At 43.0% G+C, this 15,269-nt stretch carries 13 protein-coding genes; 5 read left to right on the top strand and 8 right to left on the bottom strand.

Annotation, left to right across the window (positions count from 1 at the left end):
- Positions 1–607 precede the first annotated feature (607 nt).
- The 4 genes from VB713_RS13195 to VB713_RS13180 form a co-directional block, all read right to left on the bottom strand.
- Positions 608–1,006: a hypothetical protein gene (locus tag VB713_RS13195; RefSeq protein ID WP_323311983.1), complete on the bottom strand. Its 399-nt coding sequence runs from the start codon at positions 1,004–1,006 to the stop codon at positions 608–610.
- Positions 1,007–1,583: 577 nt separating this feature from the next.
- The gene (locus VB713_RS13190) at positions 1,584–2,486 is read right to left on the bottom strand and encodes a hypothetical protein (RefSeq protein ID WP_323311982.1); all 903 of its coding nucleotides are present in this window, start codon (positions 2,484–2,486) and stop codon (positions 1,584–1,586) included.
- 39 nt (positions 2,487–2,525) lie between these two features.
- Positions 2,526–2,777 (bottom strand): HU family DNA-binding protein, encoded by a 252-nt coding sequence (locus tag VB713_RS13185; protein ID WP_323311981.1) that lies wholly within the window; start codon positions 2,775–2,777, stop codon positions 2,526–2,528.
- 237 nt (positions 2,778–3,014) lie between these two features.
- Positions 3,015–3,971 (bottom strand): tyrosine-type recombinase/integrase, encoded by a 957-nt coding sequence (locus VB713_RS13180; RefSeq protein WP_323311980.1) that lies wholly within the window; start codon positions 3,969–3,971, stop codon positions 3,015–3,017.
- A 153-nt stretch (positions 3,972–4,124) separates the two neighbouring features.
- Between VB713_RS13180 and VB713_RS13175 the strand changes: the two genes are divergently transcribed.
- The 5 genes from VB713_RS13175 to VB713_RS13155 all read left to right on the top strand — a co-directional run bounded on the left by VB713_RS13175 (position 4,125) and on the right by VB713_RS13155 (position 7,706).
- Positions 4,125–4,805 (top strand): hypothetical protein, encoded by a 681-nt coding sequence (locus tag VB713_RS13175; RefSeq protein WP_323311979.1) that lies wholly within the window; start codon positions 4,125–4,127, stop codon positions 4,803–4,805.
- 160 nt (positions 4,806–4,965) lie between these two features.
- A complete protein-coding gene (locus VB713_RS13170; protein WP_323311978.1) occupies positions 4,966–6,171 on the top strand; it encodes an XRE family transcriptional regulator in 1,206 nt (401 codons plus the stop codon).
- Positions 6,164–6,814 carry a hypothetical protein gene (locus tag VB713_RS13165; RefSeq protein ID WP_323311977.1) on the top strand — a complete coding sequence of 217 codons (651 nt, stop codon included), beginning with the start codon at positions 6,164–6,166 and terminating at the stop codon, positions 6,812–6,814. The genes VB713_RS13170 and VB713_RS13165 overlap by 8 nt, the downstream gene beginning before the upstream one ends.
- 209 nt (positions 6,815–7,023) lie before the next feature.
- On the top strand, positions 7,024–7,311 hold the full coding sequence (locus VB713_RS13160) for a hypothetical protein (protein WP_323311976.1): 288 nt from the start codon (positions 7,024–7,026) through the stop codon (positions 7,309–7,311).
- The gene (locus tag VB713_RS13155) at positions 7,311–7,706 is read left to right on the top strand and encodes a type II toxin-antitoxin system VapC family toxin (RefSeq protein WP_323311975.1); all 396 of its coding nucleotides are present in this window, start codon (positions 7,311–7,313) and stop codon (positions 7,704–7,706) included. The genes VB713_RS13160 and VB713_RS13155 overlap by 1 nt, the downstream gene beginning before the upstream one ends.
- A gap of 145 nt (positions 7,707–7,851) precedes the next feature.
- Here the strand turns inward: VB713_RS13155 and VB713_RS13150 are convergent, their stop codons facing one another.
- The 4 genes from VB713_RS13150 to VB713_RS13135 form a co-directional block, all read right to left on the bottom strand.
- Positions 7,852–8,214 carry a Spx/MgsR family RNA polymerase-binding regulatory protein gene (locus tag VB713_RS13150; protein ID WP_323311974.1) on the bottom strand — a complete coding sequence of 121 codons (363 nt, stop codon included), beginning with the start codon at positions 8,212–8,214 and terminating at the stop codon, positions 7,852–7,854.
- A 228-nt stretch (positions 8,215–8,442) separates the two neighbouring features.
- Positions 8,443–10,263 (bottom strand): relaxase/mobilization nuclease domain-containing protein, encoded by a 1,821-nt coding sequence (locus tag VB713_RS13145; RefSeq protein ID WP_323311973.1) that lies wholly within the window; start codon positions 10,261–10,263, stop codon positions 8,443–8,445.
- A 159-nt stretch (positions 10,264–10,422) separates the two neighbouring features.
- Positions 10,423–10,881: a hypothetical protein gene (locus tag VB713_RS13140; protein ID WP_323311972.1), complete on the bottom strand. Its 459-nt coding sequence runs from the start codon at positions 10,879–10,881 to the stop codon at positions 10,423–10,425.
- A gap of 1,125 nt (positions 10,882–12,006) precedes the next feature.
- Entirely contained in the window at positions 12,007–15,156 is a 3,150-nt protein-coding gene (locus VB713_RS13135; protein ID WP_323311971.1) for a DEAD/DEAH box helicase, read from the bottom strand.
- Positions 15,157–15,269: the final 113 nt, after the last annotated feature.

Genomic DNA, 15,269 nt, shown 5'->3' with positions numbered 1-15,269 from the left:
ATTTCGGAGGCTGGTTGGTGGGGTTGGTTTTTTTGGCTTTGACGACGACGGGCTGATTTGGCGAAGTTGTCTGCGTTTTCTGGTAGATACATGACTGGCTTTCCTCGATGTTTTGTGTTTTTTCATCGGGTAGCCGCTAGTTGGCATTTAATCTCGGTAGATGTAAAAAGCTGCTGTTGGGCTTAAACGTTCTGAAAATTTCTGATTTTTTCTTGCTTTTGGGTGTTTTTCAGAAATTAGCTTTCTTATGAACACTTTGTCGGACAAATTCTAACGGTATTTAATTCTGTCTAGCTTTGTCTAAGTGTTATGCAGCGGTTTCAGAACCTAATTACTTTCTTTTTACATCTGTCGGTTTAATGCCTAATTGTTGGTAAACAGGAAACTCATGGACTAGAATGAAGATCAAATTTAAAGATAAATATTTTAGTTAGGGTTGATAGCCCTACTAGCGCGGCTGAGACGACTGATAATCGTTTCGCGGTTCTCTTGATTCATTCCTAGCTGGCTTTTTTCTGGCTTTAAGGCTGGCTTTAAAGCTTTCTATGGTAAGTCCAGTCCATGATTGGTGTGTCCATGAGTCTCCTGTTAACCAAGCACCTAGCGGCTATCCAACTTTTTTTTTGTCAGTTGAGATACTCCACTCTCTAGCTGTGACTGTCTTCAGAGGTGGTGATAAGGATTTATCTTCTATTAAAAATTTAGCAGCGGACGAATGCTGCTCCCGATACTGGGGATTGGGTACCAGGGATTGGGCTTCCGCCGTGAGCGTCAGCCGAACGGTACTGGGTACTGGGTATTGGGGAGAATTTGCCAATTTTGGTGAGGATTTGCACTGCTGCCTAATATTTATTGCTATTTCCCAACAACTAGTGCTGGAGAGATGACCTGTTAGTTCATCTGTACTCCAGTGAGCTTGACTGTTGCTAGTTCTGGAGAAATGACTTGTTAGTTCATACGTACTCCAGTGATATTTAATTCTGTATTTATCTTGAATTCTGTACATAATTTCCTCCAATTTTGACTATTTTTGAGGCGATTGGAGGAGGATTTCGCATTTATAGAGGGACATTTAGGTTTATTTACGTCATTTTCTCGAAAAAGCAGGATTTTATGCGATTTTTGAAATTTTCGTAAAATTTGCCAAAAAATATCTCCACACTGCACACAATTTATAATAAGATTGTGTACAGCAACAAATACGGATTGTGTCTAACTTCAACCCCAACAGTTTGTTCCGTCGCCAAACTTCACTAGCTGTTAAGGGTAATTAAACGCAACTCCTCCTCAGAATCTCAAAACGGACAAAATGTACTTCTATCTTCCATTTTGTCCTCACCATTTCCATAACTTCATAACCTCCATCAACTCCACGAGACTGAAAGTATTTACTTAAGTGTTAATTGTACTCTAAGACGCTGCGATTAGACTCACAGTGCAAAAAGTTCTGGATAAACAAAACCGATGCAACTATCATATATCGCTTACGGGACAAAAAGAAGTTTTAGGTTATCTTTGTGAAGTTCTGCAACGTACATCCTTCTGGGAATGTGACTGGATGGGGTATTCGAGGCAATTCATCACTAGATACCAGCCTGGGTTAACGCCTGACTCAAAACTTCAACCAGTGCTAATTGTTCTGCCCAGTCAGCAAGGTAGCCGTAGTCGAGATTTTCGGCTTGCAGTTTGAGTATTCCCAACACGTCACGCCATTGTTTTTCTGATTGACTGCTCCTTCCCCATAACAGCTTTTGCAGCACTAGGTCTTCTGGGGAAATCACCCAAAAGGCTGGCATTCCCTCGATATCCAGTAACCTCCGGCGGGACATTTGCGAGGACGCAAAGGGTGAATTGTCCATGACGTATAAGTCAGCGTTGGAGATCGTTTCGGTATGGGTGATGTTGAGCATCCTTTCTCGCCCCTGCTTTAAGTCTTCTACCGCTCCGGCTGGACAATAGTAGAGCGCGGCTTCTAGTGTTGTTACCAATAAGTCGATTTGGTTGGCTTGAACGGAGATGACTAAATCTAAATCGCGGGTGGAACGTGGCTCTCCGTGAATTGAACTGGCTACGCCGCCACTGACGTAGTAGGGTATATTAACTGCATTGAGAAAGGTGTGGAGTTCGCCTGCGAGGGCAATGGAATCTTGAATCCAAATTTTTTCATCACCTCCTGTTGGTTGAAACCCTTCTGGCAATTTATCACCTAAAACGGCACGGGTAAAGTGCTGGCGCATTTCTAAAAGCGATGCCTGCGGATGTCGCATTTTTATACCAGCTAGGCTCAGTTTTTTGACTCCACGCTCATGGGCTGCGTACATTTCTACCCTTTGCTTGAGCGCCAGTTGGCGTAATCGGGTAAACAGGTAGATATCTGCGTCGATGCTGGTGTCGGCTGCTTGCGGTTGATAACCAGGCTTGATGGTTGTTGTTGTGTTGCTTTTAGGTATTTGTTGGATATCTGCCAATTTTTGTTCTGCTGTCATGTGAGCTATTTCATCCCGTTTGTATCAATCCTCGCTACATTAATCCTTGTAAGTAGATGACCAGCCAAATATTTTACGTAACCGTTGGGAGGGATTGAATTTAAAAATCCAAGTTTTTGGCTCTACTCTAACGTAAAAAGTCCCAAAGTTCCGTAGGGAAACACTTTCTCCTTGTTTGAGCGATTCATAAATTTCTTCGATGGTGGCATCTATAATTTCTTCCACTGTGCCATTTTCTTTATTTATCCGTTGGCCAACGCGGTGTACCAATTCTTTTTTGTCAATAGACATTTTTAGGTTAATATCCCTGCTGCACTCTCTTTCAGTTTACAATCAGGTTGTCGATATCGAATGTAGATATCAAATGCCTGTAAAGAAGTCAGGACGGGAGCAACTGGCACAGTGAATCGCTAAAAACAAACCAGGGAAGTTCTTGACCTGAAAGGGAGTGTCTGGAGTATGTCACGGAATCGCCGACCGTTCACGACGGAGAGGATGTCAATTACGCTAAAAGCAGTAATTTTGCGTTCAACCATCATAAGGGACATTTAACAACTGCACAGCTTGGCGTTTGGCAACTTCAGGACGCAGATCGTATTTTTGGGTAGTTGCTGGGTCGGAATGTCCAGCCAGGCGACTCACAGTTAAAACATCGACACCAGCTTCCAACAAATTACTAATAAAAGAGCGCCGAAAATCATGGGGGCTAAAAGGTGCTACCCCAGAACTTTTAGCCCGTTTTTGGAGAATTACCATCACCGCCTGGTCAGTCATCCGCAGAATATGGACGTTACCACCACGCCGCACCGGACAAATCAAAGCACCAGCAGCATTACCTCTAATATTTAACCAAGCATCTAGAGCCGCCACTGCCCCTGCTGGCAAATACACAGTCCTGAACTTTCCCCCTTTACCCTTGCGGACTTGCAAAGAACCATCTTCTGGCTGATAGTCTGCTAAATCTAAAGCCACCACCTCAGCCCGACGCAATCCAGAACCACTAAGAATAGCGATCAGCGCCGCATCACGCACACCAATCCAATCTTGATTTTGCTTGCAATCGCTCAAAAGTGCGGCGATTTCGCTGGTTTTCAGCAACCGTCCCCGCAAAGCCGAATCACCCCGCACACAATTAATATCCACCGCATGGGCGTAGTCATCAGCACTCATCAACCCCAACCGAAAAGCTTCCTTCAGCACCCGACGCAAAGCACAAAGCATCCGGTTAACCGTAGCTGGGGCGTACTGTTCCATTAACACAGCGCGAATTGCCGCCGTGTGCTGATAGCGTAATTTTGACCAATCCAAAGATAGAGCATCGTATTCATCCGCAGTGAGCAGCCGTGCGATCGCATTCAGAGCCTTTTGCATTGTCCGCCTGCTACCAGTAGTTAAACTAGACAAATAGACAGCCGCCGGGTGAAGCGTCAACGGCGTTGGCGTTGCCAATATTAAGTCTGTGTACTGTATTAATTGCTCTGCCATTAAAAGAGCGTGCTTGCGCCTAAATTTATTGGGTAAACAGAAGTTTTAATAACTTACGATCCATTCTACCCCCACACAGCATCCCCTGCACGCCAATTTCATGACATCAGCACGTACAGAAGCCTTATTATTAGAAGTTGTAAGGAGAGAGCCATGACCCAATCAATTCCTTTCTCTGCCGGAGATACTGCACTAACACAATCTGAATCTTCTACAAATGATGTAATTCAGCACAAACGATTGATGGAGTTGATAGAGGCAGAGGATGCTGCTAACGGAGAAGTTGGCTGTGGTAGGGGAGAGCAGCTTTCAGTTTATTTCCACACATCTGGTATCAATATCTCGGATGACAATTTCCGAACTCTACTGAGGGAACACTTAGGACATTTATTGATGGAACGGGACTTTGATTCCATTACGACCCAGGTAAGTCGCTTTATTGAGTCAAAGTTGGTACGGACAACCGTTCAGGATCTAGAATATCGAAGAGTGGCAAGAGAGCAAGTTGTCGAATATATCTCTGATGAAGAACTGAGAGGATTTTTCCAAGTCACATTGGGTGAGTTTTGTAATGATGCGATACTTGAGCAGATAATCCAGTTTACTCATAACTGTGTTCATAAAGCTGTGCTTCAGCCTCGACATACTTGGCCTAAACCTCTTTGGGTGCTGACAACTGGTGAGAAAATTTACATTGCTCAAGCATCTGATTTGGATGATGCTATAACGAAGGTTAAGGCACAGTATCCTCAAGAAACTAGGACGTTGGCAGTTTTGACTGTTGGTGGGGTGCTAGGACCGGAGCCGGTGATTTGTTTAGAAAGGGTTAATTAGGCAATTGTTAGCTTTTTTGTATCGGCAAACTAAATGCCATCCCTGCAAAGAACTAGGGTTAAATGCAATACTACACGGTAGCGAACTCTAGAAATATGTTAAAATTATAAATGTGGAAGCAATAAAATAACAATTTGTTAATAGCAAGATCCAAGAGGTGATGTTTGTGCTGAATTCCCTTGACCGTCCATCACCAGAAATACGTTTGGGAGAACGAATTCGTCTAGCTCGTGAAATGGCAGGATTTACCCAAAGTGAAGCCGCTCAATCATTGGGGATTACTGCTGCTGCACTCAGTCAGTATGAAAGCGGTAAGCGGAGAATCGAGGCACTCACAGTAGATAGGCTGGCTCGTCTATATGGTGTGCCTGTAACCTACTTTTTTGTAGAAGTTAGCACATCAGACCAGCCCCCCATGCAGCCAGATTGGGAAACGGCACTGCGGACTCTGGCTAATCATCTGGCCATTGCCGGGAAGACTGGCATTGCTAAACTAATCCAACAAATTCACAATTTGGAGGAACTTTACCAACTCACCGCCACCCCCTTTCCTGGTAAGCCCCATCCCCCGTTTGCAGCTCTGGGCAAGGAAAATTTCACCGACTATGAGGTAGCAGAATTTGCTCAAAAAGCACGTCGCTACTATAATTTGGGCATTGCGCCTTTACTTAACGTCAAGGGGTTTCTTGATGCACAAGGCTATCAAGTTTTCGCTATTGCCCTGGGGCTAGAGAAAACGGATATCTCAGGTCTGTTCTTTTTGCATCCACAGCTAGGGCCAGTTGTAGTATTTAACGAAAATCAGGCTTATATTCGCTCTCAAATTACTCTGTGCCACGAAATTGCCCACCACCTTTTTCATTGGGATAGGCCAGCCATTTTGTGTCGTGATTCAGCGCGGGCTGATTTGTTAGAAGACTTTGCCAATCGGTTTGCGTCTTACTTCCTCATTCCCCCGGAGGGATTGCAGGAACGGCTGGAAGTGATGGGAATTAAGACAGTCAAGCATCCAGAACAAGCAACTCACATTGCTCGTTACTTTGGCGTTAGCTATCAAGCTACAATTTACCGACTAGAAGCTGACTGCAAGTTAGGCGCTCCCATAGAAACATTTACTGATAACGTCAAACCAATAGCTATAGCTAAATCTTTGGGATATGGCCTATCTCCCTATCAGTTTGGAGTGCGTCCTTTACCACCCGAAGAACGCTTACCGAGAATTTTTGTGGAACTAAGCTATCGTGCGCTGACTAGGGAAATTCTCTCTTTGCGGCGAGTGGCTGAAATTCTAGGGATCAGTGATCTTGAATTAGAAGATAGGCTCTACGGAGAAGAGGCAGCAGATTCCGCAGAGGTCTATGTCTAAATTTGTGCTTGATACAGTGGTGCTAAGGGTGTTTGCATTTGCTCATCCTCAAGGAATTGATATCCTCCAAGAAGCTTTGAATACTTCACGAGCAGGCTTTCCGGCTGAAGTCTACAACCAAGATGAAGATAATCTGCCTCTAAATATAGCTGATGAAGACTTAAGTGAATTAGCAAGAGGACTGCGTTATGCCCGTCGTCAAGTGCAAACACAACCAGGACTTAAAGGACAGCGTTTTCAGGTTCGCCTAGAAAATGCAACTCAGCTTGAGCGCCATATTCAGGTGGGGAGTTTGTTTATTGAGCCTTTAGAGTTGGCAGAACTTCCTAGACGGGAAAATTTGATGAAGACGTATGGTGTGGGTCGTGGTGAGGCTGCTTGTTTAGTTTTGGCTTTAAGAACTGCTCTCATAGCTGTTTTTCTCTCAAGTGATAAAAAAGCTTGTATCAAAGCTGCTCAGGAGCTAGGTATTTCTTTCCTGACTATTCCAGATATTCTCACTACATGGGTGCGCCAAACCCGTCCCTCCCCAAATCTATTGCAAGAGTTAATTGATGGGATGCGGAATGCTAATTTTGCCTTAAAAGATAGCATCTACCAAGAATTGCAATGTATTCTGTCTGAAGAAGATACCCCTATATAGTTCTGGGGTTTTAATATATTTCCCCTGCACGCGAATTTCATGACATCAGCACCAGCAAGCACGTACAGAAACCTTATTATTAGAAGTTGTAGAGTAGTCCTTGGACAAATGCAAGCTCTTTTAACTAAGTTACAAGCAAGAGGAATTGACCCAAATACATTGTAAATATTCAACTGTCATCAATTAACAAGCGGAGGAGGAAATCAAATATGAAAGTTAGAGGCATCAAACGTGGTCAAAATATTGAAATCTTAGAAACACTTAATAACATTCCCGATGGGACAGAAATAATAATAGACTTAGGATTTATTGAAAATCAAATTACAAAACCACAACAAGCATTAACAGAAGCGGAGAAACTAGCAAAACTCAATAAATTATTCGGGGCTTGGAAAAACCAACCTGAATTAACCGAAATATTTGCAGAAATCGACCAAGAACGCCATACTTATCAAGGCAGAATTATAGACTCAATTGATAATCAGGATAACGGCTAATGTATCTACTAGATACCAACATTTGCATTGCACTACTCAACGAAAATCCCCAAGCTGTTACTAAATTCAATCGCTACTTTAGCCAATGTTATCTATCCATCATTGTAGTTTCAGAACTCTATAAAGGAGTTTATTGTTCTCAACAGGTAGCCAAAAATCTAGAGACATTAGCACAGTTCATAGAACTTTTACCAGTAGAACCATTTGAAATAGAAGCAGCTATCGAATTTGGCCTCCTTCAAAGCGAACTCAGAAAAATTGGCAAACCAACAGGAGAATTTGATGCTTTAATTGCTGCTGTGGCTCGTTCTCGTGACGATATTCTCGTTACTAATAATATCAAAGATTTTATTAATATTCCCAACTTAAAATTAGATAACTGGTTAGAAAACTGACTCTACCATACCAACGATGAGAGAATTTACCTTTAGTGAACTACCGACACTGACTCGGAATACCGAATACAGTGGGTGACGAGGACACGAATAAGTTAAAGCCTACTGCGATGACATTTGAGCATCTAACAACCAGCAGAATATATTAAAGTCCCAACTTTTGCCGGACTACTTCAGCTTTGTCCTTGAAGCCTATCAGCACAGCCATTCCATCCTTGGCCTTGAGGAAAAGGGGGCGCTTAAGAAGCATTGCATCGTTAGCGAATGCCTCAATCCACTGCTCATCTGTCCAAGTCTTCTTGTCATCACCTAAAGCCCGGTAGGATTGACCGGAGGTATTTCGCATGGCAGTAGAACCCAAAGACTTTACCCAGTTTTGGATCATCTCACGAGTGGGGGGAGTTTCTTTGGTGTTAATAAACTCATAGTCAATACCGTTGTCTTGAAGCCACTTGAAAGCCTTTTTGCAGGTTCCGCAGTTTGGTATTCCGTAGACTTGAATGGACATAAAAAAGGTTAATCAACATTATCTTTATTTAATATTACTTGTATATATGCCATTTATTTTAAATCACAAAACTTTCTTTTTAACATACAATTTTAATTACAAAAATATCCGACCTATTGGCATTGACATACTCCCCGATTCTGGTATATCAAAGTCGCCTTAGAAGGGCGAGGAACCTCAAACCCATTTCTTTGGTAAAATCATAAATTAGTGCAACAGATAAACCAGCTACAATTCCAGTTGTTTTTGTTCGCTTCTTTGTTTCTTGATACTGGCTTCGTGTTGTTGTTGCAGTGCTGACTTGACATAGGGTAAAACTTGTTTGACAAAATAATTAGTTGTTCCTTGGGAGAGGCAGGAACTTCTCACATCCCAGGATTTAATTTCTCTATTCCAAGCTGCTTCCATGATGGGAAAATCATCTCCAGTTCTGCCCAAAGTTAAACACTCTCCATCCCACTCCGCAATGTAGTTTTCCCAGGTAAAGCGAGTTGTTTTCTTAAGATTTAAAAGAGCAGCCACTATGGGTGCAACAGTTTCTGCTTGTTGCTGATGGTGATTTTCTGATTGTTTGATTAAATCTTCTTTGAGGGCAAGCATAGCATGAACTTCCGAGGGGGTCATTTCGCTTTCGGTGGGTAATGCTTCCCAGTCATCACTATTACGTCTAGCCCGCAGAATTTCGCTTTGGTCTTGTGTGCGACGCAAGGAAATTTCAGTGGCAGATATTCGCTCGGCGGTAAAGTCTTTGTCAAGGCAGCAATTTGTATTTGCTAAGAGTAACTTGTCAATATCTGCTGCAAACATCGCTGTGCATTTAATCTGATTGGAACTGATGGACAGATATTGGGTACTGGCAGATACAAATTGATTAGAAACAAATGCAGATATATTACTATCAGATAGCTGTTGTTTACTAGCAGATAAAGATGAATTAGAAACAGATGCAGATTTATTGCTATCAGATAGCTGTTGGGTACTAGCAGATACAGACTGGGTATGATTCTCCAAGTCTTCTGGTAATAGTTGCATTTGTTCCCCAGCAGCGATTGCTGCTGGTACTGCGGAGCCGATAGCGATAACTGTCGTAGCCTTTGGCACTGCGCTTGGCGCAATGCTTGCGGCGGGCGTAGCCATCACCTTCTGGTGGGTCGGCTCCGCCAATGCGGAGCCTGTCCGCAGGACATACAGAGGGCGTTTCGCCATCGCTCTTAAAAAAGGTAAATCACGGGTGGGGTGATAATCAACTCCCCGGATTGTTTGCAGTTTTTTCCAGCTACAGTTTTTTAGCTGCGACCCCCGACACCGAAATCCTTCATACTCAAAGGTTAATCCTTTCATTTCATCACCAATGATGGTAGGGTAAACATCAACACCCTGGTGCTGAAGCCTACCGATGAAGATTTGGATGTGAGGTTGATTTTCAGCAGCGGCAATGACCATACGTTCCAATCGTTGCTTAGTTGGTTCTGCTGGTGGTGTATTCCGCAATCCGGTGTCATATTCTTCTTGTTCTCGCAACATTCGGCGCTTTTGTCCGGTGGTGGGGGCAGAATAATCAATCTCTGCACTCTTAGTCAGTTGATATAGATGCCACCGTTGCTCGATTTCTCGTGTCAGTTCTTCGGCACGGGTTTTGTCTTGCCAGTCGTTGATGCGGGTAAAGTTTTCACATTCAAAGGTGTGAATCATGATATGAACGTGAGGCGGTGCATATGGGTTGTGCTGTAGTTGACTTTCTGTGGGTTTATGCTTAATCATCAGCCACAGGTTGTTGGTGTAGCCTAGTCCGTTGATCATGAAGTTACCAATTTCTAACCAGTCGTCAGGAGTGAGGCGGTCTGTGTGGTGGGGACTCATGGTGATGTGCTTGGTATCTTTGTCGGTGCGAGGATTTTGCCCTGATATGGCACGCCATTCTTGGATGATTTGGGTGTAAGTCTGTCCTGCTATGTTGCCACCATACAACTCGAATTCTTTGTGTTTATCCATGAGATAACGCAGCAGACCACCGGGGTTATTGCCAGTAGGAACAACTTTGGTCAGCATTTTCTCATCCTCCACTTCAAGGTCTAACGATATCTGCAATAGGAAAGAAGGACAACCAATTTGTGCATCTAATCCAATCCTAGTCCTCCAAAAACTTACTTGCTGCGTTTGTTTCCCCTAACCTCCCAGAAGTTTGGAAGCCCATGATAACTTCTACATCTAATTCCAGTCTTCGTCATCAAAGTCCAACTCATCTGTTGAACTTGCTTCATTTTCGCTGTTGTCATCGACACCGGATAATTGCAGTCTCACTTCGCGCAATTCTGAGCGCACTTCCTCTAACAAATCATCCAAGTTCCTAATCGTGCTAAGTAACTGCTGGTGAGTCACTTTTGATGCAGGTGGATTTTGTTTTAGGAGATCGATCGCCTGCTGTAAATTCTTCTCTAAATATCTCAGTCTCAGGTCAACTTGTCCCATTTGTACACTGGTTTTCACATTAATAGCTGGCACTTTTGGCGGACTAATGGAACGACCTTCTACTCGTCGTCTAATAAATTCAGCTAGGGGTAAAGCATAGAACTCAGCCATTTTATGCCAGCGACTTTTTTCTGCCGGAGTTAAGCGCAGTAAAAATGATGAAGTTTTTTCCTGTTTACGCTCTGGTGGTGAGGTCATAGCAACGAGCTGAAGGGGTGACAATTGAGAATGTTTTAGAACAAATACAGCAGGAGTCAGGAGTAAAACTCTCTTTCTGTTTAGGTTTCAAGTTAGATTCTGTACCTCATTGATCTGCAATCTGCTGTAGCAATATGTGATACTAGAGAAGATGTGAGACAATCTGAAAATATAGCTGTAGACAAGGTAGTTAGGACATTCGCCAAAACTAAAACTTAGACACTTAAACCCGGATTTCTCACTGTCAAGAGTCACCTGTCACCTGCTATAGTTGATGTCCTAATCTTGATGGCTATAGCTATAATTAGCTGAAGGTTAATGCGGATAGCGATTGCACTATAAGACTTAGCAAGTTTTAAAATTTTGTATATACGTCCTCCCTGCTTGCTTCCAAAGTGATTGTGCTATTACCGTGTATGTTGTGATTGAATTCCACATTATGGGTGTGGTCATGCAATCAGCATCCATCAAGAGAAGTATTTTCAATCAATTGAATATTTTTATGTAGAAAAAACCGTGTTCATAGAGGGTAATTTTTGCAATAGACTTGTCGTGAAAAGAGGGGCTAGGTACTGGTAATTGGGGATGGGACAAATAAGATATTTATGAGTTTTTGGTGTAATTTCATCGCATGGAGTCTCTTGCATGAATCATTTCAAAATAGGTCGATTACCTTGAAGAATTTGGCATATTAAATCCCCTGACAATCAAGGATAATTGTTTCAACAAATTGGACTGTTCGTAGAAAACCTGGCTCTACCGCTACTTTTATGCTGCGGCATTAAAATCAAAGGTTTATAGGGAAATATGAAAACATTAAAGCAAGGCATCCGATCAATAATTGGGGGTGGACTACCATATTGGCAACGATTTCGCGACATTTGAGGGTTGTCACTGAGCTATTTACCGGATTATTGAGCGATTACAAAGCAACAAGGGAGCAATGCGATTTTGTTAGATCGGGTTTTAATTCTCAATTAAATTGCCTAATTCTCAATAAAAACACATTTTCTGCCGCGATTGGCTACGCCAGTGCCGAAGGCAATCGCACCCCTAAATAGGTGATTTAGCACCCGAAATTTAAGCACCTCACAAAATCGCGCTGCTCCCAAGCAACAATTGTAATTATCGTATTTCTCCAAATTGCTGGATATATTCTACTAATTGTTTGGTATAACCACCTTCAGAAAGTCTGTCTAAATTCCCCACGAGGATAAACAATTCTCTGGCTCGACTGACAGCAACATTGAGTAAATTCGGTTTGCGATTAATAAACCAAAGGCTATCAGCGGGTTCTGATTGGCGAGTTGAGAAGATTATCGCAGATTTCTGACCACCTTGGAAGGTGTGAACTGTGCCAATACTATTGACTGAAAAGTCGGAAGAGCGTGATTGTAAACGTTCTTGCAAGGCATTTGCTTGGCGACGATAAGGTGAAATTACGCCTATTGTGTTTTGATTGTTGGGAGAATTGAAGCTGTAACCTGCCTCTAGCAATTGGGCAATTAACGTTTCTACTACATCAACTTCTGCCCAATTTATATGGTTTTCTGGCTTTCCTTCAATATGGCAAGCAATTAGGTTAGCACCCAGTAAAGAAGGTTTGGGTTCTGTTTTGATAATCATGCCATAATTGCACAAGCGATCGCTAATATCGGCAATCACTGGCACACACCGATAATGATATTTAAGGATAATGCCGTTACCAATGTCTTCTGGTTGTGCTGATGCTCCTGCCGCTCGGTGATAAGCTGTAGTAGCGGTGGGACTGTAGCAGTCATAATCTGCATCTGTTAGTCCCCTTTCCAGGAAGGATTTACCGCGATATTCTTCTTTCTTCTGGTCGCTTAAATTAATGACTGGCTCTAGTTGCAAGGGGTCGCCGACAATCAAGGCCTGACAACACCGCACTAACACTGGAAATACTTGATGGGGGGGAATCTGACCTGCTTCATCTACAATGACTTGGTTGATACAACCGCTATCAGGATAGGGTAACAGACGGCGAATGGAGTGCAAGGTACTCAGGAAAACGGGAAACAACAGGCTGATATCACGATAAATGTTTCTCCAATTCAAGGACATCTGCCGAAAAGCGTCCCATTCGTTATTTAACACCCCGATGTAAGTTTTAATAGCAGCCATGACTTCATCTTTTCTGCGTTGTGCTTCCTGTTGTTGAAATTGCCAAGCACTCTCAAATAACTGTACTTGCAGTGTGTGTAATTCGGTGTAGAAACGACTGGAGAAATCTTGGTTAGGATAAGTGGCAAGTCGATTTTGGATTTGTTGTTGCTGGTGTTTTCGGTCAGCTATTTGACGTTGTAAGTCGGTTAATTGGCGTTGTAATAATTCTAGCTGTTGGTGTCTGTGGTTAAGTTGATTTTGTTGCTGTTGCCAATCAGATACTTCTTTCAGTAGCAGGGAAACACTTTGGTGGGCTGCTAATAAAGATTCAATTGTCAGGGGAATTTGAAAGGGAAAGGGTGTAGCTAAGGTTGCCAATACGGGCATTTCTATTTGTTTGTGCAAGCGTTTGAGAATATGGCGTGGACTGCTTCTGGTTATCTGTTGCCAGAATCGTTTAATCATTTGCCATAGTTTAATTCTCTGCAATAGTTTGATTGTTTGTAATAGTTTAATTGTTTGCAATAATCGAATCAACCAGTTGTGGTTTTGACCTAAAAATTGCCTGTTACTTTCACGCGGGAAGGAATGATTTGCTGTATTCAGGTGCTGCTCTATCTGCTGGTACGCTTCAAGGGGAAATTTGGAGTAGTCGCGTGATGAGTTTAACGGTGAGGGGGGCTGGGAGTCTGAGTAATGCCGTAATGGAGTTCGTGATGACGATGGTGGGAATCCAATATCTAAGTTAGGAGAAACGTTTCTCCTAGATTCTGAAGTAACATCTACAGGGTCTATTAGTGAGCCAGACTGAGAGTAGTTCTGTAATGTGTTAAATGGTGATAGCGAGTGATATTCTGAGTAGTCAAGTGAGGCGTTGGCTGATAATGGGGGTTGTAACTCAAAATCCGAGTTAGGAGAAACGTTTCTCCTAAATTCAGGATTCACTTCTAGAAAGCTATTTATCGCCTCTTGCAGCCGTTGTACATCTCTATCTAGCTGCTCTAATAACTGTTCATCAGCAATCTTCTGTTGTTGGTAATATTCATCTTGCTTGATGTGAAATTGTAGTTGCTGCACAAGAGCTAACAATTGTTGCTTGGCTGACTCCCATGCTGTTGGGTTAAAGGTTTCTCTTGTTAGTGAGTCGAGTGCAGCTTGCAAAGAGGGCAAAACTTGGGTGTCAACTAATTCTTTGGAGCCGCCTGATAAGTAGAAGCAATTTTGCGGAAAGTGGCTCTCTAGCAGTTCTTCAACGTTGTTGACTGCATGGTTATTGGTACTGGTGACTAAAGTTAGGTTACTTTCGTCTTCACCTTTTGTCGCTAATTGTACGGCGCGGTGGACTATTTGTTGTGCTATTTTGTGTAACAGCAATGTGGTTTTACCATTCCCCGGTGGTCCAATTACGGCGGTGAGGGGTTGAGATTGGCAATGTTTGAGAGCCTGGGCTTGATAGTCATCAGGGGGTAAAATCGGGAAAGCACCGAGAAATAGTAGGTTGTGTTGGGGTGCTATTGGTTGTCCAAACAGATATTCGTAAGCGGGATGCCCAGGTACGGCCCAATTCCATTGTCGCTGTTCGCTGATTTTCTGGAAGTCTTTGTTGAGGTTATGGTTGAAGGCGACGTAGCCAAAGTTCAGCAGGTAGGGAAGCAGTTTTGAGCGCACGGGAAAGGGTGGTAATTCAATCAGTCCAATCCAGTCTTGTAGGGTTTTAAAGGGACGATTGAAGGTGGTTTCCAGAAAAACTTTGAGTCCTTCTTTGGTGACTAAGGACTCTGCGGCTTCTTCTTCTAGTCCGTACCACTGCATTAAGTTGGGGATGACTGGTTGAAACTCAAATGTCGTTAAGTCCCAGCCGCTTTGGCGATAGTTACCATTAAAGATAGGAGAAATGTCGATGGTAAAGAGAGGGCGAAACTGACGGCGATTTCCTTCGATGAGATAAAGCTGGGGGAAGGCTACGGCGATTGATGGTGGGTTGGTTTGAGGTTTGGTTTGAGGTTTGGTTTTTGAGTTTTTGAAGGGTTGTTTGAGTTGTTTGAATAAGGATTCGTCTAGGAGTAATTTATCGCCTACTAAATTTACACCAGAGTCCCAGATATGGGGTTGATCTTCGTCACCAGCTTCGACTTTGGCATTAGTCAAGTTCTCAATGTGGATGTAATGCAGCCAGGTATTGAGCCGAGATACGTGTAAAAACTTGCAAGATGGTCTGGAAACGCTTACTGTATCTACATTTCAAAGATTTCTGGAGGGAG

It is taken from the genome of Anabaena cylindrica UHCC 0172 (genome assembly GCF_034931625.1).
Lineage (GTDB): Bacteria > Cyanobacteriota > Cyanobacteriia > Cyanobacteriales > Nostocaceae > Anabaena > Anabaena cylindrica_A.
The sequence above is the reverse complement of the archived record's forward strand: the minus strand, read 5'-3'. Positions and strand labels throughout refer to the sequence as shown.